General features: G+C 69.6%; 22 protein-coding genes, 1 tRNA gene and 1 riboswitch. Of the genes, 4 read left to right on the plus strand and 19 right to left on the minus strand.

The genetic code is table 11. The features are described 5' to 3' along the window. Positions 1 to 968 precede the first annotated feature (968 nt). From tgt to G4X40_RS09590, 3 genes are read right to left on the minus strand one after another with little or no spacing between them, the layout of a single operon-like run. Positions 969 to 2,228, minus strand: coding sequence for a tRNA guanosine(34) transglycosylase Tgt (tgt, locus tag G4X40_RS09580; protein ID WP_277831986.1), 1,260 nt, complete (start codon positions 2,226 to 2,228; stop codon positions 969 to 971). Positions 2,229 to 2,250: 22 nt separating this feature from the next. Continuing rightward, a complete protein-coding gene (locus G4X40_RS09585) occupies positions 2,251 to 3,048 on the minus strand; it encodes an SDR family NAD(P)-dependent oxidoreductase (RefSeq protein ID WP_277831988.1) in 798 nt (265 codons plus the stop codon). A gap of 38 nt (positions 3,049 to 3,086) precedes the next feature. Further along, a complete protein-coding gene (locus G4X40_RS09590; protein ID WP_277831990.1) occupies positions 3,087 to 4,199 on the minus strand; it encodes an ABC transporter permease in 1,113 nt (370 codons plus the stop codon). Between the two features lie 142 nt (positions 4,200 to 4,341). Here G4X40_RS09590 and G4X40_RS09595 point away from each other — a divergent pair, with 142 nt between their 5' ends. Continuing rightward, positions 4,342 to 4,947: a TetR/AcrR family transcriptional regulator gene (locus G4X40_RS09595; RefSeq protein WP_277831992.1), complete on the plus strand. Its 606-nt coding sequence runs from the start codon at positions 4,342 to 4,344 to the stop codon at positions 4,945 to 4,947. Positions 4,948 to 4,987: 40 nt separating this feature from the next. Here the strand turns inward: G4X40_RS09595 and G4X40_RS09600 are convergent, their stop codons facing one another. Then, complete coding sequence (locus G4X40_RS09600; RefSeq protein WP_277831994.1) at positions 4,988 to 5,416, minus strand: SRPBCC family protein; 429 nt, start codon at positions 5,414 to 5,416, stop codon at positions 4,988 to 4,990. Between the two features lie 18 nt (positions 5,417 to 5,434). After that, positions 5,435 to 6,133, minus strand: coding sequence for a hypothetical protein (locus tag G4X40_RS09605; protein WP_277831996.1), 699 nt, complete (start codon positions 6,131 to 6,133; stop codon positions 5,435 to 5,437). Between the two features lie 40 nt (positions 6,134 to 6,173). On the opposite strand from G4X40_RS09605, the gene G4X40_RS09610 reads away from it, so the two are divergent. Beyond that, a complete protein-coding gene (locus tag G4X40_RS09610; protein WP_277831998.1) occupies positions 6,174 to 6,443 on the plus strand; it encodes a hypothetical protein in 270 nt (89 codons plus the stop codon). A gap of 49 nt (positions 6,444 to 6,492) precedes the next feature. Here the strand turns inward: G4X40_RS09610 and G4X40_RS09615 are convergent. The 3 genes from G4X40_RS09615 to G4X40_RS09625 all read right to left on the minus strand — a co-directional run bounded on the left by G4X40_RS09615 (position 6,493) and on the right by G4X40_RS09625 (position 7,664). Further along, positions 6,493 to 6,583 (minus strand) — tRNA-Ser (locus G4X40_RS09615). A 45-nt stretch (positions 6,584 to 6,628) separates the two neighbouring features. After that, positions 6,629 to 7,111, minus strand: a complete 483-nt coding sequence (locus G4X40_RS09620; protein ID WP_277832390.1) for a nucleoside deaminase — start codon at positions 7,109 to 7,111, stop codon at positions 6,629 to 6,631. Positions 7,112 to 7,133: 22 nt separating this feature from the next. Next, entirely contained in the window at positions 7,134 to 7,664 is a 531-nt protein-coding gene (locus tag G4X40_RS09625; RefSeq protein ID WP_277832000.1) for a tRNA adenosine deaminase-associated protein, read from the minus strand. An 88-nt stretch (positions 7,665 to 7,752) separates the two neighbouring features. On the opposite strand from G4X40_RS09625, the gene G4X40_RS09630 reads away from it, so the two are divergent. Both G4X40_RS09630 and G4X40_RS09635 read left to right on the plus strand, forming a co-directional pair. Further along, positions 7,753 to 8,652 (plus strand): prephenate dehydrogenase, encoded by a 900-nt coding sequence (locus G4X40_RS09630; RefSeq protein ID WP_277832002.1) that lies wholly within the window; start codon positions 7,753 to 7,755, stop codon positions 8,650 to 8,652. Continuing rightward, the gene (locus G4X40_RS09635) at positions 8,649 to 9,980 is read left to right on the plus strand and encodes an amidase (protein WP_277832003.1); all 1,332 of its coding nucleotides are present in this window, start codon (positions 8,649 to 8,651) and stop codon (positions 9,978 to 9,980) included. The genes G4X40_RS09630 and G4X40_RS09635 overlap by 4 nt, the downstream gene beginning before the upstream one ends. Before the next feature lie 46 nt (positions 9,981 to 10,026). On the opposite strand, the gene G4X40_RS09640 is transcribed toward G4X40_RS09635, so the two are convergent. The 11 genes from G4X40_RS09640 to G4X40_RS09690 form a co-directional block, all read right to left on the minus strand. Beyond that, on the minus strand, positions 10,027 to 10,575 hold the full coding sequence (locus tag G4X40_RS09640) for a putative glycolipid-binding domain-containing protein (RefSeq protein ID WP_277832392.1): 549 nt from the start codon (positions 10,573 to 10,575) through the stop codon (positions 10,027 to 10,029). Positions 10,576 to 10,718: 143 nt separating this feature from the next. Next, entirely contained in the window at positions 10,719 to 12,977 is a 2,259-nt protein-coding gene (metE, locus tag G4X40_RS09645; protein ID WP_277832005.1) for a 5-methyltetrahydropteroyltriglutamate--homocysteine S-methyltransferase, read from the minus strand. A gap of 281 nt (positions 12,978 to 13,258) precedes the next feature. Continuing rightward, positions 13,259 to 13,840 carry an isochorismatase family protein gene (locus G4X40_RS09650; protein WP_277832006.1) on the minus strand — a complete coding sequence of 194 codons (582 nt, stop codon included), beginning with the start codon at positions 13,838 to 13,840 and terminating at the stop codon, positions 13,259 to 13,261. Beyond that, a complete protein-coding gene (locus G4X40_RS09655; protein ID WP_277832007.1) occupies positions 13,746 to 15,644 on the minus strand; it encodes an MFS transporter in 1,899 nt (632 codons plus the stop codon). The genes G4X40_RS09650 and G4X40_RS09655 overlap by 95 nt, the downstream gene beginning before the upstream one ends. Beyond that, on the minus strand, positions 15,644 to 16,096 hold the full coding sequence (locus tag G4X40_RS09660) for a MarR family winged helix-turn-helix transcriptional regulator (RefSeq protein ID WP_277832009.1): 453 nt from the start codon (positions 16,094 to 16,096) through the stop codon (positions 15,644 to 15,646). The genes G4X40_RS09655 and G4X40_RS09660 overlap by 1 nt, the downstream gene beginning before the upstream one ends. Positions 16,097 to 16,152: 56 nt before the next feature. Next, positions 16,153 to 16,959, minus strand: coding sequence for a hypothetical protein (locus G4X40_RS09665; RefSeq protein WP_277832011.1), 807 nt, complete (start codon positions 16,957 to 16,959; stop codon positions 16,153 to 16,155). Between the two features lie 78 nt (positions 16,960 to 17,037). Next, the gene (locus tag G4X40_RS09670) at positions 17,038 to 17,970 is read right to left on the minus strand and encodes a DUF3558 family protein (RefSeq protein WP_277832012.1); all 933 of its coding nucleotides are present in this window, start codon (positions 17,968 to 17,970) and stop codon (positions 17,038 to 17,040) included. Positions 17,971 to 17,973: 3 nt separating this feature from the next. Next, positions 17,974 to 19,626 carry an NRAMP family divalent metal transporter gene (locus G4X40_RS09675; RefSeq protein WP_408642159.1) on the minus strand — a complete coding sequence of 551 codons (1,653 nt, stop codon included), beginning with the start codon at positions 19,624 to 19,626 and terminating at the stop codon, positions 17,974 to 17,976. Then, entirely contained in the window at positions 19,604 to 20,968 is a 1,365-nt protein-coding gene (locus G4X40_RS09680) for a magnesium transporter MgtE N-terminal domain-containing protein (protein ID WP_277832015.1), read from the minus strand. Before G4X40_RS09680 ends, G4X40_RS09675 begins: the two co-directional genes overlap by 23 nt. A gap of 499 nt (positions 20,969 to 21,467) precedes the next feature. Next, positions 21,468 to 21,637: riboswitch (M-box (ykoK) riboswitch) on the minus strand. Positions 21,638 to 21,934: 297 nt separating this feature from the next. Then, positions 21,935 to 22,066 carry a hypothetical protein gene (locus tag G4X40_RS09685; protein ID WP_277832016.1) on the minus strand — a complete coding sequence of 44 codons (132 nt, stop codon included), beginning with the start codon at positions 22,064 to 22,066 and terminating at the stop codon, positions 21,935 to 21,937. A 131-nt stretch (positions 22,067 to 22,197) separates the two neighbouring features. Next, the gene (locus tag G4X40_RS09690; RefSeq protein WP_277832018.1) at positions 22,198 to 22,746 is read right to left on the minus strand and encodes a hypothetical protein; all 549 of its coding nucleotides are present in this window, start codon (positions 22,744 to 22,746) and stop codon (positions 22,198 to 22,200) included. Between the last annotated feature and the right edge of the window lie 169 nt (positions 22,747 to 22,915).

The following is a 22,915-nucleotide window of genomic DNA, read 5'->3' on the forward strand; positions in this document are numbered from 1 at the left end:
CAACAGCAGTCGAGGGGGTTCCGACTGCCAGTTATCAACTATGCGGAACCGTCTATTCGGGTACCTGGACGGAAAACTCCGCTCCGCCCGCTACCTCGCAGGGAATTCCCGGCGTCACTGTGACCGGAACGCTCTACAACAGCGACGGCACCGCGAGTGGGTGGACAGGCAATGCCACCACGGGTTCGGGAGGCGAGTACTGCGTCCAGGGCACGTCTGCTATGGCAACAACGGTTACCACCGGGGGTTACGTCGTTCTCACTGCAGCTTCGCCATCTACTCCGAGTCCCTGGGCGTCCGGCGGGAACACCCACATCAACTCGAGCGTGTTCGCCGATCACGGCTATGGCTTCCCCCCGCTGTCCGCGTACCACTTCAACTTCGTACAGTGAGGTGACCCGATGCTTTTCGATTTCGCGCAAGCATTGTCGCAACTGGTCAACGGCATCGCAGGCCCATTGGGCGGCTCTGTCAGCGGGCTGAACACACTCTCTTCAAAAGACTATTCAAGCGGGGCATGAGATGAACATTCAGGGGTCAGTCGCAGAATCAACGAGCTCGCTTGGGCAGACGGTAACGCAGATGCTTCCCATGCTGTTCCAGATGATGTTCCTCCAACCGCTCAATCTTTCCATAGGCTTCCAGGCCCACTAAGAAAGGAGCCTCATGTCGTCACTCCAAATGCTTTCGGTGGACCTACTCGGCGTGTTCGGTAAGTTCTGGTTCACGGGCGGCAAAGAGCCCGTGGGCACATTCCTGCACGCGCTTTCTTAAAAGGAGTTGAAGAATGCTGTCCAAGTTCTTAGACGGATCAGTTAGTATGGGCATGGGCGATTTCGCCGTTGCCGTCCTCGGGTTGTACACCGCCTCCTCCCAAGGCGCAGGCTGGGGCAGTTTGAATTCGTTGACCGGAGGCTGATCCCGAGCCACTCACACAGCCGTAGGTCGGACGCGATCACCCGCCCGACCTACGGCTGTTGTTGGGTTCCGCGCACCTTGTACCGCCCCAACACCTCCGCCTTGAACTCCTCATAGCTGCCGTCGTCGATGGCGTCGCGGATTCGGTCGACCAACCGGATCGTGAACCGCTCGTTGTGGATCGTCGCCAGCGTCGACGCCAGCATCTCCTTGGCCTTGAACAGGTGCCGCAGATACGCCCGCGTGTAGTGCCCGCAGGTATAGCAGTCGCAGTCCTCGTCGATCGGCGTGAAGTCCCGTTTGAACCGGGCCGCGTCGATGTTGAACCGCCCGTCGTACGTGTAGATGGCCGCGTTACGACCCACCCGCGAAGGCTGCACGCAGTCGAAGGTGTCCGCCCCGTTCTCGATGGCAACGAACAGGTCCTCCGGTTCGCTGATGCCGAGCAGGTGTCGCGGCTTGTGCTCGGGCAGTTCCTGGCTGCACCAGCCGACGATCGTGCCGAGGTTCTGCTTCTCCAGCGCCCCGCCGATGCCGTAGCCGTCGAAGCCGAGCCCGTCGTCGGTGCGCAGCGACTCCAGCCCCCGGCACGCCTGCCGGCGCAGGTCTTCGTACTGCGCGCCCTGGATCACCCCGAACAGTGCCTGATACGGCTTGCTGCTCCGCTCGGCGGTCTGCCGTTCGTGCTCGACGAGGCAGCGCAGCGCCCACTCGTGGGTGCGCTGCACCGACTCCTCCTGGTAGCCGCGGGTGTTCATCAGCGTGGTCAACTCGTCGAACGCGAAGATGACGTCCGCCCCCAACTGGTGCTGGATCCGCATGGACACCTCGGGGGTGAACCGGTGCCGCGACCCGTCCAGGTGCGACTTGAACGTCACCCCCTCGTCGTCGACGTGCGCGAGGCGCTCCTTGCCGGCCGCGATGACGTCGTCGGCACGCATGTCCACCGCCTCCATCGCCAGCACCTTCTTGAAGCCCACCCCCAGCGACATCACCTGGAAGCCGCCGCTGTCGGTGAACGTCGGCCCCGGCCAGTTCATGAACCGGCCCAGCCCGCCGGCCTCGTCGACGATGTCCGACCCCGGCCGCAGGTACAGGTGGTAGGCGTTCGCCAGCAGTGCCTGCGCGCCCAGCTCTGCCATCGTCTCCGGCAGCACCGCCTTGACCGTCGCCTGGGTGCCGACCGGGACGAACGCCGGGGTACGGATGTCGCCGTGTGGGGTTGCGATGGTGCCGGTGCGCCCCAGGTGCCCGTCGAGCCGGGTGTGGACGGTGAAGAACGGGCGGTCACTGGTCGGGGCGTCGGTCACCGGACCATCCAATCAAACCGGCTCAGTCGCCGAGCATCGAGCGGCGACCGGCGGCCAAAGGGCTCTGCGCGGTGAGTCCGCCGTCGACCACGAGGGTCTGCCCCGACACGTACCGCGACTCGTCCGACGCCAGGTAGACCATCGCGTAGCCGATGTCCTCCGGGCTGCCCAGCATGTCCAACGCGTTCGCCGCCTGGATGCCCGCGACTACGTCCGCGGGCAGGTTGTCCCGCAGCGCCGGCGTCATGATCGCGCCCGGCGCGACCGCGTTGCAGCGGATCCCCTGCCGGCCGTACTGGGTGGCGATGTACTGGGTCAGTCGGATCACCGCGGCCTTCGCCGACCCGTAGGCGCACTGCAGCGAATCGCCGAGCAGCCCGCCGACCGAGGCGGTATTGATGATCGACCCGCCGCCGGCCTCGATCATGTGCGGGATCGCCAGTCGCGAGGCGACCACCGTGCTGCGCACGTTGAGCGTCATCGTCCGGTCCCACTCGTCCAGGTCGAGCCGCAGCAGGTCGAGGTCCTTTTTCGGGTTGCTGCCGCCGACGTGGTTGCTCAACGTGGTGATGCCGCCGAACTCGGCGACCGCGCGGTCGATCATCGCGGCCACCGACGCCTCGTCCATCACGTCCACGCCGACGCCGACTGCGGCGCCCCCGCTCGCCCGGATCTCGGCGGCGGCCTGCTGTGCGGCGTCGTCGTGCAGATCCGCGATCAGCACCTGTGCGCCCTCACCGGCCATCAACTCCGCCGCCGACCGGCCGATTCCGCTGGCCGCCCCGGTGATGACGACCTTCTTGCCCTCGAGCCTGTTCATCGTGTGCATCCTTTCGATTCGTGTTGTGCGGGTGTGGATCACGCCGCGACCGCTTCGTGGCGTCCGCCGTTGCGGTCCCGCTTGAGGTAGACGACCAGCCCGGTCAGCGCCGCCGCCGCGGCCAGCCACAGGCCGACGATCAGCAGTCCGTGTCCGACGCCCGCTCCGCCGAAGTAGACGACCGAGCGCATCGCCTGCACCACACCGGAACCGATCCAGAAATTGTGCAGCCACTCCCAGAACGGCGGCATGAAGCCGGTCGGGATCGCGCCGCCGGCGCTCGGGAAGTTCAGGAAGATCGCGAACGTCATCACCAGGAAGATCGCCGCCTGCCCGAGCACCTTGTTGCACAGCATCGCGACCAACCCGACCGCGAACGTGTAGACCATGCCGATCAGCACCATCGCCGTCAGTCCCGCTGCGGTGGCGCCGTAGCTGCCGACGAAGATCGAGGAGATGCCGAACGCGATCAGCGTGGCGAGCACCGACATCACGCCGAGCACGGTGACCTGGTGCCGCACCCGCAGCTTCGGTGCGGCCTGGGAGACCACGGTGACGGTCAGGTAGCCGCCAATGGTGCAGACCACCATGAAGTAGAACAGTCCCATACCGGTGCCGTCACCGCCTCCGAGCGGGGCGACGTCGTGCACCACCAGTTGGGTGCCGGTAGCCGACGCCAGTTGCTGCCCGACCTTCTCGACCGTCTGCGTCACGGTCATCCCCGCGCCCGAGGCGACATGCGCAGTGACGGTCGGGCCGAGCTCGATCGCCCCGGCGATCTTCTGGTACTGGAGCTGGTCGAGCGTGGCGGACAGGTCGGTCGAGGTGCTGACCGCGAACGCGCCGTCGGAGTGCTGACTCAGCTGGTCGGCGACCATCGAGGTCTGCGCGGACGGGCCGACCAGCGCGAGCTTGACGTCATGCGGGGTCGGGTGGTGGAACGCGCTGATGTAGCAGAGCGCGAACATGACCACGAAGAAGATCGGGAACACCATCGCCTTGGCGATGCCTCCCCACGGCGGCGCGCTCGGCGTGTCTGCCGCCGGGGCGGGGCCGGGGCGCTCGTGTTCGAGCGTGACCGCCGGGGCGACCGCGGCGACGTCGGCCTCGAACGCCTCCTCGAATTCCTCCATGCCGTGATGCTGAGTCATCGGATCCACCTTCACTGAAGTCACTGCGTGCGTCAACAACGTTGACAAAGGGCAGTCAACACCGTTGACGCCTGGTTGTCAACAGTGTTGACGAGCGTCACGTGATGAGGTTGACTCGAAGGCGGACGAAACGGAGGACCCCATGCCCACACGTGATGCAGATGCCGCGCAGGCAGCGACCGGCGCCGATCCCGGACCGGCGAAGGCGAACGGCACGCAGGCGCACCGGCAGCAGGTTCAGGCAGTGGCCACCGAACTGTTCGCCGCCCAGGGTTTCGCCGCCACCGGCGTGCGCGAGATCGCGGCCCGGGCCGGTGTGGACCCGGCGCTGGTCATCCGCTGGTTCGGGTCCAAGGAAAAGCTGTTCCTGCGGACGATGACGATGCCGGACACCTTCACCGCGGTGATCGCCGGACCGCTCGACGACCTCGGCCGCCGGCTGGTCGACTTCCTCGTGCAGCGCACCCGCAACGAGGCCACGCACGTCTTCGCGGCACTGCTGCGCGCCTCTGACCGTCCCACCGTCCAGGTGCACCTGCGCGAGGCGGTCGACGAGATGATCGTGGCGAACCTGGCACAGCGGCTGCCGGGGACCTCGACGGACCTGCGCTCACGCCTGATCTCGGCACAGGTCACCGGCCTGATGGCCGCGCTGCACGTCGTGCAGGATCCCGGGCTGGTCTCGGCGCCGGCCGAGGAGCTGGTCGCGTACTACGGCCGCGCGATCCAGCTGCTGGTCGACGGCTGACCGTTTCAGGCCGGCGGCTCGGTATCGCGAGGGCGCGGGGTCAGCCGACGCGCTTGCGCAGGCCGTCGGTCGCGGCCTCGAGGATCGACTTCTGCGCCCGCTTGACGAGGAAGCCCGGCACCGAGGCGCGGATGTCCACCGCCAGCGTGAACGCGACGTGGGTTCCCTTCGGCGTCGCGGTGAGCCGGTATTCGCCGTCCTGGCTGCTCAGCCGCGCGCTCTCGACCAGCTTCCAGCTGACGCGCTCGTCGCCGTCCCACTCGTACTCCACGACGTGCTCGTCGGAGACGCCCATGACCAGCACCGACTGACGCACCCGCTGCGGGCGGCCGTCCGGGTGCCAGGACTCGACCGTGACGTCGCGGTGCACCGGCGACCAGCTCGGCATCGACTCGACATCGGCGAGCACCGCCATCACCTGCGCGGGCGTCGCCGCGATGTCGACCTCACGTCCTCCGGTCACCGTCATGCCGACGAAACTAGTCGATCACGCCCCGCCGCTCACATCGGCGACCTGCGCGAGTCGCGCGACCGCGGCGTCGACGACGGCCAGCGCCACGCTGTCGCTGTCGAGCCGCTCCCCCTCCGTGACGGTCGCCGCCCAGCTCCGGCCGTGCGCGTAGGCGCTGAGCAGGTTCCACTGGGTGAGTACCTCGACCGCAGGGTCGCGGCCGCCGAGCGCGCCCGGCGCCATCAGCAGCCCCGCCTGCGCGACGATGTAGCTGTCCGAGTCGATCGTGTGGAATCGGCGCTCGCTCAGCTCCGGTCGCAGTGTGCGGGCGGCGGCGGCCAGCTCGTCGCACCGGGCGTCGACAGCGGCCTGAGCGGTCGGGTCGGCGCGGGCGATCTCCAGGTACTGATGCCTGAACACCTGGTCACGGAACCCGAACTGCAGTGTGCGATAACACTGTTCGTCGACCGGACCGGCCATCATCCAGAGGGCGGTGGACGCGGTGGTGATCGCCGAGCGTAGCAACGTCGGGTGCGCGAACTCGTGCGGGTCGCCGTCGCGGGAAGCCAGGTCCAGGTGGTCGAGTGCGCTGCGCAGGAGTTCGACGACGGTGCCCGACAGCGACAGCCCGGCCGGCTGCAGGGTCCGGTCCGCGTGGTCGGCGTCCGAACCCGGACGCACCTGGATCCGGCCCAGCCGGTCGCCCAGGTCACCGATCGATACCCGATCGTCCATACCCGGAATGTAGCCCGATCGCAGGCGGCAGAATTCGTCTATGGAGCCGCGGCAAGCACTGAACCTGCGCATGGCCTTCGACGTGCTGACCGCCTACGAGGACAGCCGCGTCACCGGCGACTCGCAGTTCCTCGACGACGAGCTGTCCCGGCTGGGCACCGACACCGACCCCGCGGTCCCGCTGCACCTGGTCGCCGGGCTGGTGATGCTGGGCCACTACTTGGCCGAGGATGCCGCCGCACACACCGGGGATACCCTTGATCAGGTGCTGCGGCGGGCCGGCGACCGCATCACCGGCGACACGACGTGAGGGTCGCGAAACGAGTGAACCCCCGACCGCGGGGTCGAGGGTTCACTCTTGGCGGTGGCGGAGGGATTTGAACCCTCGGTACGGGGTTACCGCACACAGCATTTCGAGTGCTGCACCTTCGGCCGCTCGGACACGCCACCGCCGAGAACTGTACCGGACCGTCGCACCAGGCCGAAATCGGCCCGTCAGCGCCGGTCGCGGAAGAAATCTTCGAGCAGCGCAGCGCACTCCGGCTCGAGCACACCGCCGCGGACCTCGGGTCGATGGGTGAGCCGACGGTCGCGCACCACGTCCCACAGCGACCCGACCGCGCCGGTCTTCGGCTCCCACGCGCCGAACACCACGCGCGCCACCCGGGCCAGCACCAGCGCGCCCGCGCACATCGTGCACGGCTCCAACGTCACCGCGATCGTCGCACCCTCGAGCCGCCAGCCGTCGCCGTGCAGGGGGGCCGCCGCGCGCAGCGCCAGGATCTCCGCGTGCGCGGTCGGATCGGCCAGCTGTTCACGCGCGTTCGACGCGCGTGCGAGCTCGCGTCCCTGCGCGTCGACGATCACCGCACCGACCGGGACGTCCTCCCCCTTCGCCGCACCGGCCGCCTGGATGGCGCGGCGGACCAGGTCCTCGTCGCGGCGCAGGTCGGAGCGCAGCGGATCGTCCGGGTGCATCCGGCCGGGCGTCACCGCCGGCTCAGTGCGGCAGCTTGTCGAGCACCGCGCGCAGCTCGGCGGGGAAGCCGAGCCGTTCGGCGATGTCCCCGAGCTGCTCGTCCGGGTACAGCTCGGCGTCGGAGGTGATGATCGTCAGCACCGGCTCGGGCAGTCCCAGGTCGCTGAGCAGCGCCATGTCGCCCTCGGCCCACGGCTCGACGTCGTCGATCTCGTCGGGGTCGAGGTCGGGGATCTCGATGTTGAGCGCCTCGAGCACGTCCGCCGCCAGGTCGTAGTCGATCGCGGCGGTCGCGTCGGAGACCAGCAACTGCGTGCCCGCCGGCGCCGGCCGGACGACGACGAAGAACTCGTCGTCGACGTCGATCAGGCCGAATACAGCTCCCGCGCTTCTCAACTCCCGCAGCTCGGTCTCGGCGGCATCCAGGCTGGAGAGCACGGCGGGGGTCAGCGCCGTGCAGCGCCACTTGCCCTCCTCGCGCACGACAGCAACGCCGAAGCCGTCGAGATCGTCGTCCGGGGCACTGTTGTTGCCCGCCTGCTGTGCAGCCATGCGGCCAACGGTAGCCCGGTTTCGCGGCCGATATGAACTCTGTAATCAATCCGAGCGGGACCCACGGCCGGTATGCCAACCTTGACGGGTGACTGGCGACGTGAGCGACTCCGCGAAGGGCGCCGCGGCGCACCCGCAGGAGTTCCCCCCGGTGTGTGTGCTCGGCCTCGGACTGATCGGCGGCTCGCTGCTGCGCGCCGCGGCGAAGGCGGGCCGCACAGCCTGGGGATACAACCGATCCGCGGCCACCGTCGCCGAGGCGTCGGCCGACGGCTTCGACGTCTCCGCGGACCTCACCGCGACACTCGCACGGGCCCAGCAGGCCGGTGCCCTGATCGTCGTCGCGGTACCGATGCCGGCGGTCGACCAGGTCCTGGCCGCGGTCGCCGAGCACGCGCCCGGATGCCCGCTCACCGATGTGGTCAGCGTGAAGGGACCGGTCGTCGAGGCGGTCGCCCGCCACGGTCTGGCCGCTCGGTACGTCGGCGGGCACCCGATGGCCGGGACCGCGGACTCCGGTTGGCCGGCCGGGTCTGCGGACCTGTTCCGCGACGCCGTGTGGGTGGTCTGCGACGGCGATCCGGGCAATCCCCCGGTCCGTGCGCTGGTCGAGCGGCTCGCGCACGACTGCGGCGCACGGATCGTCGCCGCCGCGCCCGACGAGCACGACGACGCGGTCGCGCGCATCTCACACCTGCCGCACCTGCTGGCCGAGGCGCTGGCGTGCGTCGGAGCCGACGACGGGCTCGCGCTGCAGCTGGCGGCAGGGTCGTTCCGCGACGGCACCCGGGTCGCCGGGACCGCCCCCGCCCTGGTGCGCGCGATGTGCGAGGCCAACGCCGAATCGCTGCTCGGTGCGCTGGACGAGGCGCTCGAACTGCTCGAGCGGGCGCGCGAGGAGCTGGCCGGTCCCGGCACGGTCGCCGAGCTGGTCGAGGCCGGGCACCGGGCCCATCGGCGCTACCTGGCCGCCCGGGGGCAGCGATGACCCTGCGTCAGACGGCGACCGCGCTGGCCCGCAAGGAGTTGACGGTCACCGCGCACATCGAGCAGACCCTGACGGCACTCGACGAGCTCAAGGGCACCGCCTGGGAGAACCTGGTCGCCGCCCGCGCCGACGATGCCGCGCTGTCGCGGGCCGCGCAGCTGGACCGGGAGCTGGCGCGCGACGGATGGCGCGGCCCGCTGCACGGGGTGGCGGTCGCGATCAAGGACAACATCGACGTGGTCGGCATGCCGACCCGCTGCGGAAGCGCCGAACTGGCCGATGCCACGGCCGCGGAGAAGAACGCCTGGATCGTCGACCGGCTGCAGGACGCCGGGGCGATCGTCGTGGCCAAGGCGCACCTTCACGAGTTCGCCTACGGCCCGACCGGCCAGGCCAACGCGGACGGTCCGGCCGCGAACCCGCACGACCCCACCAGGATCACCGGCGGCTCGTCGTCGGGCTCGGCCGCGCTGGTCGCCAAGGGAGTGGTGCCGCTGGCGGTGGGCACCGACACCGGCTGCAGTGTGCGGGTGCCGTCGGCGCTGTGCGGCGTGGTCGGGCTCAAGCCGACGCTCGGAGCACTCTCGACCCGTGGGGTGTTCCCGCTGTCGACCACGCTCGACCATGTGGGGCTGATCGCCGAGGACGTCGTCGACACGGCGCTGGCGTGGGGCGCGGTCCCCGGGGTGGCGCATCTGCCGACCCCGGTGGTCGGGTTGCGGATCGGCCGGCTTCGCGGGCCACTCTGGCAGGTGCACGACCCCGAGATCGAGGCGGCGCTCGACCGCGCCTGCACCGCACTGACCGATGCGGGCGCGACCGTGCGGGACGTCGAATTGCCACACGCCGCGGAGCTGTCCGCGACCTATCCGGTCGTGGTCGGCTGCGAGGCGCTCGAGACGCACATGGACCGCCTGCCCGGCGCCTACCAGGCGAGCACGCTCGAGCGACTGGCCGGCAACATCGACTATTCGGCCACCGACTACCTCCGCGCCGCCCGGACGATGGCGCGGATGCGCGACGAGGCCCTGCACACACTGCGCCGCGACCTCGAACTCGACGCGCTGCTCACCGCGACCACCCCGATCCGTGCCACCGGACTGCACGAGGGCACGGTCGACGGGCGGCGGGTCGCCTCGGAGCTGCTGCGCATGTGCATCCCGTTCAGCACGCTGGGCATCCCGACGGTCTCGGTGCCGGCCCCGGGTGTCGACGGCCTGCCGATCGGCCTGCAGCTGGCCGGGCTCGCGACCGCCGGCCCGGGGGTGAGCGGCACCCATCCGGGCGAGTCGACGGCGCTGGCACTGGCGCTCGCCGTCTCCGGCTGAACCTGGTGGCCGACTGAACCTGGTGGCCGACTGAACCCCGGACCACTCAGATCCGCTTGGCAAGCCCCGGGTAGTCGAGCACGAAGCCGTCCTGGTCGACGGTGATCGTCGAGCTGGACACCGGCGAGATGACGTGGATGCCCTCGGGTCCGCTGATGTAGGTCAGGTGCTCCTCCGAGACCGACAGGTCGGGCAGGCGCACGTACACCAGCGGCAGCTGCAATTCGGCGGCGTCGTGCGCGAGCGCGTTGCGGCGCACCGCCAGCACGTTGAAGAACGGACTGAGCACGACGTCGACGTCGAGCGCCCCGCCGAACGTCGAGCGGGTGGAGCGGTGACCGTCGCTGATCAGCCACTTGCCCTCTCCGTCGCGGCTGATCGACAGCTGCCGCTCCCCGGCGCGGGTGCTGGTGCGCATCGACAGCCGACGGGTGACCCCGGCCTCGTCGGTGACCAGGTCGTAGGAGGCACTGAACGCCGGGTGCTCCGCGCAGTGTCCGCCGATGATCCGCCCGGCGGCCTTGATGCGATTACGGTTGAGCGCCACGCGCGCCGACTCCATTCGCGGCGCCTGATGGGCCTGCCAGGTCAGCATCGCCGGCCACTGCTGCGTGTTCGCCGACGGGCGCGCGTCCGCGGTCGGCCCCTGCTCGGTGGCCCCGGCATCCGGTGAGGCAGTCACCCTTCCACCGTAGGCCACCGAGCCCGGCTACCACAGGCTCCCGTGATGTCCGGCCGTCACAGCCCGGCGCGCACCTCGGCCGCCGCGGCGACCATGTTGGTCAGCGAGGCCTCGACCTCCTCGGCGGTGCGGGTCTTCAGTCCGCAGTCCGGGTTGACCCAGACCCTTTCGGCCGGCACGGCTTTCAACGCCAGTTTCAGCGATCGGACGATCTCGTCACGGCCCGGGATGCGCGGCGAGTGGATGTCGTAGACGCCCGGCCCGACACCGCGGGCGAATCCGACCGCGTTCAGGTCGTCGAGCACCTCCATCCGCGACCGCGCGGCCTCGATCGAGGTGACATCGGCGTCGAGCCTGTCGATGGACCCGATCACGTCCCCGAACTCCGAATAGCACAGGTGCGTATGCACCGCGGTCTCCTCGCGCACCCCGGCGGTCGCCAGCCGAAACGCGTGCACCGCCCAGTCCAGGTAGGCCTGCTGGTCGGCCGCGCGCAGCGGCAGCAGTTCACGCAGGGCAGGCTCATCGACCTGGATCACCTGGATCCCTGCCGCCTCCAGGTCCACCGTCTCATCGCGGATGGCCAGCGCCACCTGGGCCGCGGTGTCGGCGAGCGACTGGTCGTCGCGGACGAACGACCACGCCAGGATCGTCACCGGCCCGGTCAGCATGCCCTTGACGGGCTTGTCGGTGAGCGATTGCGCGTAGCCGATCCAGTCGACCGTCATCGCCGACGTCCGGCGCACGTCGCCGAACAGGATCGGCGGACGCACGCAACGGGTGCCGTAGGACTGCACCCAGCCGGCAGCGGTCGCGGCGAACCCGTCGAGCAGTTCGGCGAAGTACTGCACCATGTCGTTGCGCTCCGGCTCGCCGTGCACCAGCACGTCCAGCCCCAACCGTTCCTGCAACGCGACGACCTCGGCGATCTCCTCGCGCATGCGCCGGTCGTACTCGGCCTGATCGATCTCGCCGGAGCGCAACTGCGCCCGCGCCGCCCGGATCCGCGGGGTCTGTGGGAACGATCCGATCGTGGTGGTCGGCAACGTCGGCAGCGGTATCGCCCGCGCCTGCATCACCGCCCGCTCCTCGGCGGGCGCCCGGGTCGCGGCTTCCTCACCGAGCGCGGCAACCCGCGCCCGCACGGAGGGCTCGCGCAGACGCGGGTCGCCGCGACGCAGTTCGGCCGCCGCCCGCGACGCGGCCAGTTGCTCGGCTACCGCGCCGTCGCCGGCGGCCAGTGCCCGGGCGAGCACGACGACCTCGTCGACCTTCTCGGCGCCGAACGCCAGCCACGACCGCAACGCCGGGTCCAGCCCGGTCTCCGGCACGAGCGAATACGGGACGTGCAGCAGCGAGCAGGAACTCGACACGGCGACCGTGCCCGGCAGCGCGCGCAGCGTTGCCAGCGCGGCGTCGAGGTCGGTGCGCCACACGTTGCGACCGTCGACCACCCCGGCCACCAGCAGCGTGTCACCCAGTTGCGGAAGCTCCGGCGCCACAACGGCCGTCAGGTCGACGGACAGCCCCTCGACACCGGACCCGGCCAGCGCCGGCAGTGCCGCGCCGAGGTGCCCGAAGTACGACGCCACCAGGATCGACGGCCGCACCTCTGCCGCGGCCAGACTCCTATACACCCTTGCCGCGGCGTCGATTTCGGCCTCGGCGCGATCGCCGACGAGCGCGGGTTCGTCCAGCTGCACCCATTCGGCACCGGCGGTCGCCAGCTCCGCCAGCAACTCTCGGTACAGCGGCACCAGCTCTTCGATCCGATCGAGCGGCGCCACACCGTCTGTCGACTTCGACAGCAGCAGGAAGGTGATCGGGCCGATGACGACGGGGCGGGCCGGAATCCCCAGTGCCAGTGCCTCGGTCAGTTCACCTAGCACCTTGCGGGAGTCGAGCGTGAACCGTGTCTGCTCGTCGATCTCGGGCACCAGGTAGTGATAGTTGGTGTCGAACCACTTGGTCATCTCCAAGGGCGGCACGTCGTCGTCGCCGCGGGCCGCGGCGAAGTAGCGGTCCCGGTCATCGGCGATGTGCGCGAACCGCGGCGGCAGCGCACCCAGCATGACCGCCGTGTCGAGCACCTGGTCGTAGAACGAGAAGGTGTTCACCGGCACGGAGTCCAGGCCCGCATCGCGCAACGCAGTCCAGTTCTGCGCGCGCAGTTTTCGGGCGACGGACTCCAACCCGGCACGGTCGACGCGACCGTGCCAGTAGCCCTCGGTGGCCTTCTTCAGTTCGCGATCGGGTCCGATCCGGGCACTACCCAGAATCGTCGAACGAAACGTCGTCTTCTCTGTTTGCGACACGGTCTCACTCCAGTACCCACGGCGGAGGGACCACCACCGCGGGCGCGTTCTCATCGACCGGAGCCGCGTGCGAGCCCCGGCACGGTGAGATCTGCGCGCCCCCTCGAGGCGGCGGACCGCCGGGCACGGCGTACCCGGCGCGTCGGCGTGTGACACCCGCCGCGTGGGGCTCCTCGCGACCTGTCGCACGAACCGACTGCACCGCCAGCATAGTCCTCGAAGAGCCCCTGTGAAGGTGACGAAGGTCCCGCCTGTGCCGGGCCGCTCCTCCACCGCGGCGATCAGCCAACCCGCGTGAGCACCTCCAGAATCTCGGCGGTGGTGGCGGTTTCGCCGAGTCGCGGGAAGACCCGTTCGATGCTGTGGCGGTGCGTCACCGGATCCAGGTCGCTCATCGCGTCGACAGCGAGGACCACGTGATAGCCGTGCTCGTGGGCGGCGCGTGCGGTGGACTCGACGCCGATGCTCGTCGCGATGCCGGTGAGGACCACCTGCGTGACCCCGCGCGCCTGCAGGTCCCCGTGCAGTGAGGTGCCGTGGAAGGCGCCCCAGGTCTGCTTGGTCACCCGCAGGTCGTCGGGGTGCGCGTCCAACTCCGGGACCAGCTCCGCCCAGTCGGCCGGCCGCTTCGGGGTCTGGGTCTGCGCCTTGGCCTGGGCCTGCGTCGCATCGGTGCGCCCGGGAGCCCCACCGGTCACATTGACCAGCACGACCGGAAGGCCTCGGTCGCGGAACGCCTTGGCCAGCTCCGCCGACCGCTGCACCACCTCAGCGGTGGGCGGCTCCGTCGTGCGGGCGACCGTCGCCTTCTGCAGGTCGATCACCACCAACGCGGCGCGCTCGTCCATCACCGTCAACGTCATCGTGTCTTACCTTTCCTCGACCATCAACGACAACAGCGGAACCGGGCCCCGGGCCCGACCCCGAAACCGACTCCGCACCTTCCACAACCGGCCGGCCGCCCCGCATCAGCGATGCCACCGCGGCGAACACGGCCAGGACCGCGGAGAACGCGAACACGATCAGCAGACCCTGATGGAACGGCCCGGAGATCAACTGCGGGAAGAACTCCCGGCCGGTGAGGACCTGTCGGCTCGCCTCGCCCACCGAGTTCAGCGCCCCGCTCGGTCCGAGCAGGTGCTCGATCGGGTTCATGCCCAGGATCGCCGCGAACAGCGAGGACACCGGCGGCAGCGCCCCGACCTGGTGCGCGACCTCGGACGGCACGCCGTGCTGCTGCAGCCCGCCGGTCAGCGTGTGCGGCAGGCTGCTCGCCAGCCCGGCGATCATCAGCGAGAAGAACACCCCGATCGACAGCGCGGTTCCGGAGTTCTGGAACGTCGAGCGCATCCCCGAGGTGACGCCGCGGAACCGCGCGGGGACGCTGCCCATGATCGACGACGAGTTCGGCGAGGCGAACATGCCGGTACCGATGCCGTTGACGGCGATCGTCACCGCGAAGGCCCAGTACGGGAAGTCGATCGGCAACAGCATCAACGCGACGAAACTCAGCGCGAACAGCCCCATGCCCGCGGACGCCAGCCCCCGCGACCCCAGCCGGTCGGATGCGAACCCGGAGATCGGCCCGGCGACGAGGAAGCCGATCGTCATGGGCAGCAGGAAGATTCCCGCCCACAGGGGCGTCTGGTCGTAGTCGTAGCCGTGCAGCGGCAGCCAGATCCCCTGCAGCCAGATGATCAACACGAACTGCACTCCGCCGCGCGCGAGGGCAGCGGCGAACCCCGCCAGGTTGCCGGCCGTGAACGCGCGGATCCGCAACAGCGACAGCTCGAACATCGGATCCTTCACCCGTAGTTCGATCACGACGAACGCGATCAGCAACGCGACCCCGACCGCCAGCATCGCGATCACCGACGGATTCGACCAGCCCATCGCGTGCCGGCGATACGGCTGCAGCCCGTTGGTGATCGCGATCAGCACCGCGCTCAGCCCGACCGCGAACGTGACGTTGCCCCACCAGTCGATGCGCCCGGGATGCCGCTCGCCGCGGTCACGCAGCTTGAGGTACGCCCACAGCGTGCCGAACACGCCGACCGGCACGTTCACCCAGAACACCGCCCGCCAGTCCCACATCGCCAGCAGCCCGCCCGCGACCAGCCCGATGAACTGGCCGGCCAGGCCCGCGACCTGGTTGATGCCCAGCGCGAAGCCGCGGCGTTCGGCGGGGAAGGCATCGGTGAGGATCGCGGCCGAGTTCGCGGTGAGCATCGCGCCGCCGACAGCCTGGAGCATCCGCCAGCAGATCAGCCACACCGCACCGTGCCCGCCACTGAACGGGTCGAACGACAGCAGCACCGAAGCGATGGTGAACACCGCGAAACCGGCGTTGTAGATCTTGACGCGGCCGACCATGTCGCCGAGGCGCCCCAGCGTGACCACCAGCACCGCCTGCACCAGCCGGTAGCCCATGATCATCCACAGCAGGAAGCCGACGTTGCCGGGCGCGAGCGGGTCCAGGTGGATGCCCCGGAAGATCGCCGGCAGCGCGATCAGCACGATCGAGCCGTCCAGGGCCGACATGAACACCGCCGCGGTCGTGTTCGCCAGCGCGGACCACGCGTTGCGGTCCGGTCGCACCGGGCCGCTCGGCGGCAGGGCGGCGGTCGCTGTGTCGGTCCCGCCGCCGATCCCGCCACCGGATGTCATCACAGCTCCTGCGCGAGGCGTTCGATCAGCGGTGCCGCGGCCGCGAGCCGGCGCAGCTCGTCCTGGGTGAACCCGCTCGTGAGCACCTGAGCCAGCTGCTGGGTGCGCGCGTTGCGCCGACTGCCCAGCGCCTGACGGCCGGCCTCGGTGACCCACAGCAGCCGGCGTCGCCCGTCGGCGGGGTCCTCGCGCTGCTCGAGCAGGCCCCGCGAGAGCAGCGCCGCGACGGTCGCCCCCATCGACTGCGGGCTGATCTGCTCGATCTTCGCCAGTGCGCTCGAGGTGGTGGGCCCGTCCCGGTCCAGCCGGGCCAGCGCCGAGTTCTCCGGGAGCGTGAGGTCGCCCTCGATGCGCACCTGGCGCAGCCTCCGAACCAGCAGGCCGATACTCAGCCGCAGCTCCGCGGCGACCTGTTCCGCATCGGCCTCGTCGGCGTCGACCCCGTCAGCCATATGTTCAGGCTAAACTGATAAACCCGACCTGAACAACTGCTGTGAATGCGACCGCCTCAAGCGGTGCCGACCTGGTGGAAGGTCAGGTCGGTCGCCGACGCATCCGACGTCCACTTGCCCGACGCCGCGGTCCAGGAGTGCCCGGCGAAGCCGACCCGGTCGACACCCAGATCGTTCGCGTGCGCCACCAGCCACGCGCTGATCGCCCACCCGCGCGCCGGGTCGTGTGGGCCGCTGAGCGTGGTCGTCCCGAGTTCCGCCGACGCGGTGTCGACGAGGCTGCCCCGCGGGGTCGTCAGCTTCAGGTCGTGGCACGACAGCGCCGCCGGTGACTCCCCGGTCAGCGCCATCGCCACCGCGCGCGCCTCGCCCTCCCACTTCGCGTAGGCGGACGGCGCGCCCGAGTTCTGCACCAGCTGCGCCGCGTCGTTCACGCTCAGCTGCGTCCAGTCGGGCTCGGCCTCGAGGTGCTGATAGAAGGTCTTCGCCGCGTAGACCGGGTCGCGCACCTGGTCGTACGTGCCCCACCCTTGGCTCGGCCGCTGCTGGAACAGGCCCGCCGAGTCACGGTCGCCACCGGCCAGGTTGATCAGCTTCGACTCCTGCATGGCGGTCGCCAGGGCCACCGTCACCGCATGGTTCGGCATGCCCATCTGCATCCCGACCGCGGCGATGGTCGCGGCGTTGCCCGCCTGCCCCGGCGTCAGCTCGTAGCTGCCCGACCCGCCGTCGGGATCGGCAACCGTGCACCCGGGCGGCGACGGCAGATGGTGGCGTCCGACGTTCACGAACCACGCGGCGCCGACGGCAACGAGGATCGCCACCACCACGATCCAGCCGCGGCGCCTACCCCGTGACCGCATCGCCACCACCCTCCACACCAGCCCGTCCGACGAACGCCCAGCCTATCCGCCGTCTACGTCGGGGATCTCCGGCGCGCGTCAGGGCTCGAGATCGAGCGTCGACTTCGCCAGCGTCGCGGCGACCCCGCACGGGTCCGAGCGGTCGGCCGGGGCGCGGTAGGCGATCCACCATCCCACGGTGCCGGAATCGGTCTGCACCTCGACGCCGCAGTCCCCTGGCACCTTGGGGTCACGCAGCGTGACGGCCTGGTCACGGTCGATCCGCAGCGGCGTGGCCGCATAGCCCAGGGCTGCGGTCAGCGTCTTCTCCCGGTCGAGGGTGTCCTGCACGAACCACGACGACAGCGCGTCGGCCCGGCCGCCGGGCACCGCCAGCGACCACTGGCACACGTCGCCCTCGAACACCTTCACTCCCCCGGCCGCGCCGACCTGCCCGGCCACGGTCGACTCGTCGGCGAGGCCGCACGGATAGGCCTCGTCGGGTGTGGCGAACGTCGTGGTGTCGGCGCCCGACCGCCGGCCCCGGGCCGCACTGATCCCGGCCAGTGCGGTCGCCGCCGTGCAGGCGTCGACCCCCGGCGTGGTCCCGTCGACCGACCACACCACGACGTCGGGACCCGCGACGACATCGACGTCACAGCGACCGGCGTGGTTTCGGTCGGTCAGCGCGGGCAGGCCGGCCACGGTGAGGTCGGCAACGGTCGCTCGATCGGCGCCCGCCCGGGTGCGTGCGTCGGCGAGCGGACTGTCCCGGTACCACCAGGTGCGGACCGTCCGGCTCGGCGATTCCCATTGGCACCCATAGGGACTGGTGATCGTACGGGTGAGCGTGCGGTCGTGCGCCTGCTCCGCCACCTCCGCGTCACCGACCGAATCGCACCGGCCGAAGGCGAAACCCGCCGCGGTGGGCCCGGTCGCCGCGGCTCCGGTCGACGAGCCGCAGCCGGCGGCCAGCGGCAGCGCCGCGGCGAGCGACACCAGCACCCCCGCCGCCCGACGACGCCGCCCCATCAGTCAGCCCCGTCCCAGCTCGACGGCCTTGACCACCAGCAGGATCGCCCCGATCACCAGATAGCCGCGCAGCGCGAGCATGCCCAGCCGGGTACCGGCGGACCAGCGCACGGGCTGCAGCAACGCGAGCGGCGGCATCCGCCAGCCGAGCTTCTCCTCCGGCCCGAACTCCGGCGCCGGCACGGCCGGTGCCGTGCCCCGTCGCCGCTCCGCCAGCTTGATCCCGGCGACCGCGACGACGGCCACCACGATCATGCCGACGGCCAGGTAGGTGGTCACCGTCATGACGTCGAGATCGGGGAACAGCGTGGTGGCCATCAGGATCCCCGACAGCAACAGCAGCACCCCGACGATGAGCCCGGCGACGACGTTGAGCCACCGCTTGTTCACCCACGGCCCCAGCACCTCCCGGTCGTTGCACAGCAGCAGCAGGAAGACGCTGGCACTGGGCAGCAGCAGGCCGGCCAGCGCCTGCACCGCGGTCGTGATCAGGCCGAGCGGGGCGCCGGGGATCAGCACGATCGCGGCGGCGAGCGCGATCATCACGCTGTAGGACACGTAGAACTGCTTGGCGTCCTTGAATCCTCGGTGCAGCGAGTGCTTGATGCCGAACACGTCACCGAAGGCGTAGCTGGTCGAGAGCGTGACCGCCGCGGCGCCGACGATCGACGCGTCGAGCAGCACGATCGCGAAGATGGTGCCGAGCGCACCGCTGTGCGCGCCGAGCAGGTGCGCGATCTGGCCCGCGTCAACGAAACCGCCGGACGTGCCGGTCGCCCGCGCGGCGAAGTCCGCGGTCATCACCAACGCGGCCGCGCCGATGACCACGACGAACGCGCCCAGGACGGTGTCGGCACGTTCGTAGCCGATGAACCGCGGGGTGATCCGCTTGTCGATGATGTTGGATTGTTGGAAGAACAGCTGCCACGGCGCCACCGTCGTCCCGACGATCGCGATGATCAGCAGTACCGCGTCGGAGGTGACGCCGCCCTTGATGCCCGGCACCACGAAGTCGTGCGCGGCCCGGCCCCAATCGGGGTGCGACATCAGCACCATCGGGATCTGCACCGCACTGATCGCGATGAACACGAACATCGCGCGCTCCCAGCGCCGGAAGCTTCCGGTGGCCATGATGGCCACCAGCGCGACCGCCGCGGTCGGCACCACCACATACTTCGAGATGCCGAAGTAGCTGGCGGCCAGCGAGATTCCGATGAACTCGGTGACGATGGTCAGGAAGTTCAGGATGAACAGGTCGCCGACACTGAACCAGCCCCAGCCGCGACCGAAGCGCTCGTTGATCAGCCGGGCATGCCCCACGCCGGTGACCGCACCGAGCCGAACGACCATCTCCTGGTTGACGATCAGCACCGGGATCAGCAGCAGCAGCACCCACAGCAGCGAGTAGCCGTAGTTCTGGCCGGCCTGCGCATAGGTGGCAACGCCGCCTGCGTCGTTGTCGCCGACCATGACGATCAACCCGGGCCCGACGATGGCGGCCATCGTGAGCAGACGCCGCTTGATGGTGCGCGCGGAGTCGGTCTCGGTGACGCTGATCCGGCCGAACGCGCCCTCGATGTCACCGACGTGCGCCGAATCCAGTACCGCACCGGTGCGTGTCGTGGTCTTCGACTCAGTCACGGTGGCCGTCTCCATCGCTGCCTTCTCCTTCTGTTCCCTCTTCCCCACTGGGCCCCGGCTCTGCCGGACGTTCGAACACCGGACGGGGGGCCGGCTCGCGGCGCCGCCAGTCGTCCGGGATGGTCGCCTCGAGGACGTCGTCGACGGTGACCACGCCGAGCACACGGTCGACCTCGTCGACGACCGGCATGGTGGTCAGGTTGTAGTCGGCCATCAGCAGCGCGACATCAACCAGATCCGCGTCGGCCGCGACCCGCACCGGGTCGGTGTCCATCAGCTCGGCGACCGGCAGGTCAGGATCGGCCTGCAGTAGCCGGATCACCGACACGACGCCGAGCAGCCGGCCACCACCGTCGACGACCTGCAGTTTCAGCAGCGCCTCCGGCTGCAACGTGGACGCCACCGAGATGATCGACAGCCCCTGCGAGGCAGTCTGCTCGGGCTGGCACACGACGACGTCCACGCTCATCAGCCCGCCCGCGCTGGACGGGTTGAATCCCATCAGCGTGATCACCTTGGCGCGCTGACCCGCCGGCATCAGGTCGAGCACCCGGCGCCGACGCGACTGACGCAGGTCCGCCACCGCGTCCGCCGCATCGTCCGCCCGCATGCGCCCCAGCACGGCGGCGACCTCCCGATCGCTCATGTCGCCGAAGAGTTTGGTCGCCTTCTCGGGTTCGAGTTCCTCGAAGACGTCGGCCTCGAGTTCCGGGTCGTCATGGACGCGGTCCAGGATCTCGCCGCCCTCGCGCTTGTTCGCCTCCTCGAGCAGGTCGGCGATCTGCGCCGGCTTGAGGCTGTGCACCGCCCCCGACCGGCGGACCGGCATCGAGTGCCGGTGCCCGATCAGCGGCGCGAATGCCCGCCAGTCACGCGCGGCGTGGCCGTCCTGCGGCTTGATCAGGCCGAACAGCCGGGCGGGGCGCCGGGTGTCCACCCGCGCGACGGTCCATTCGGCGCCGTCCCGCTCGAGTTCGATGTCGTAGGCGTGCACCAATTCCGCCGCCGAGACATCGATCAGCCGGTGATCGAGCACATCGGCCCGCAGCAGCACCTCACCCTCGCGCCGTTCGAAGCCACGCAGGTCGATCTTGTTCCTGGTCAACGCGATCTTGTCCTGAAGGAGGTCCTCGACCTGATCGAGCGACACGTAGATCCGGTGGCCGCCGACCCCGGCGACCAGGCCGGACACCCGCGGCAACGCCTCGCCGTCGGGCAACCGGACGATCACGTCGTCGACCCGACCGACGGTGTCGCCTCCCTGGGCGACGATCGGGCGGCCGAGCAGGTCGGACAGGTGCACGGTCGTTGGCCGGCCTCCACCGGAAAGCTCACGCGCGGCGTGGGATTCGTTCATGTTGTCACTTTCTCGAGTGGCGTGCTGCAGACAGCCGATCATGCGCACGCCGAACAGAACGCAAGGCGAATTCGGGACGGCCCCGGGGTGTGGGCGGCATGTCGAATCGACCGGCCGACGACCCCCTCACGGGGCGAGAGCTAGGGGTGGCCGCTCAGCGAGGCCGCGTCGACCACGGTGGGGCCGACCTGGCGGTGGTGAGCGTCGAGATCGGCGCGTCGATGAAAGACCATCGGATCTCTCCAATCGTCAGGCCCACGACCGTGGCATCACATCGGCGGCGCGCGTCATCGACCGCACACAATGCGGCAGATCACAAAGCGCGCGTGACGGATTCGCGTGAAGATGCACCCGGCTGCGGGTGAGCATGGACTGAGCGGTGTTTCGGATACGGACTATGACTCGAACTCACTCGGTCCTCACCTCCTCGCGGCCAGGGCGCGCGGGGGCGCCGACGTTTGTAAAGCAACACGGGGAGGACGCCCGGGAGAACCCGATGCGAGCACCCCTCTCGTCAGAGCTTCGGCACTGCAGGGCGTATCCGCTTTCGCGGAAGCCACTTGGGCTCAACCCTTAATCCGGGAAGAGCTGTCCTGACCCGGGGCGTCTCTCGACGTTCGGGGTCAGTGGCCTGTGTCCTTGCAGACGCCTCGCCTAGCGAGGTGCATACCGGAGAATGATGCACCCGGGCGCCCGTGGGCGTCAACTCGGGCGAATCGGGCCGATTCCGGTGGACGATGCCGGGAGTCCGGTCAGAGCTGTTGCCCACCAGTGCAATCAATGGCGAGCGTGGGCTGGGTGCAGCGGCAATCGGGTACGACGGAGGCGAAAGTCCCAGCCAACTCACAGGAGCGTCCACGTTCCGGGCAAGCGTCCGCGACAGCCGGCCGCTTCCCGTCAACTCGGGCCGATCGGCCCAACAGAGCGGAGCCCGCCCGACAGCAGTGCTGCCGGGCGGGCGGACGATCAGATGGCGGAGCCGGTGGCCCCGCCCTCGGGACCCGAACTCAGTCCCATCGTGGAGGATGTCCCGTTCTGATGGATGAACAGCGGAACCAGCATGTTGGCGATGTTGCCGACGGCGCTGCCGAAGTCCATGTCGCACACTCCTCTTCAGTTGGATTGGTCGACACGATGCGACCATGATCGCGGCTCGGACGCGAGATCACAGTGGCCGGATCATGCTGATTCGCAACTATTTCGGTGAAGATTCACGGATCGTGCGTCGATCAGCCGAGAATACCCAGCAGTTGCCAGATGCCTGTACCCCCTCCACTGCTTCCGGCACTGCCACTGCTGCTGCCCGCACTGCCGCTGCTGCCGGCGCTACCGCTTCCCCCCGGCGCACCGCCACCGGAGCCGCCGACGACCACGGTCGACGACTGGGCGGTGACCGTCGGCGATCCGGATCCGCCGCCCACACCCGCCGTGCCCCAGAACTGCTGGGGCGCGACCGGCGTACTGCAGACCCATCCGAACTGATACGTCCCGGCGGGCACGTTCAAGAAGTTCGAGTCATAGGAGGTGCCGGGCGCGATCAGCAGCAGCGGGTTCATGGACTGCGATGCCTGCCACCCACCCGCGCCGGCGAGGTTGCCGGTGCACTGGATCCACTGGGAACTGTTGTTGACGACATGCACGCCGACCGAGTTTCCGGTGGCCACCGGGGCAGGGATCGACACGTCGGCGGGTGCGGCGTTCGCCGGCGCGGCCAATGCCAGTGCCATCAGTGGCGCGGACGCGGCGGACACGAATGCCGCAGAAGCAGCTCTCTTCACAGGGTCTCCCTTGTCGGTGGTGGCAGGCACCCGGCTGTGGGAGCCGGGCCGCAACGCGACCGGGAAACCGTTCGACACGGTGATGGTCGGCGCGTCACGCATGGATCTGTACCAATCCGGCACACGCGCAGACAGGCCTCACCGCGAAGAACTGTAATTATCAACTATT

Source organism: Speluncibacter jeojiensis (assembly GCF_029589495.1).
In the GTDB taxonomy this organism is placed as follows: domain Bacteria; phylum Actinomycetota; class Actinomycetes; order Mycobacteriales; family Mycobacteriaceae; genus Speluncibacter; species Speluncibacter jeojiensis.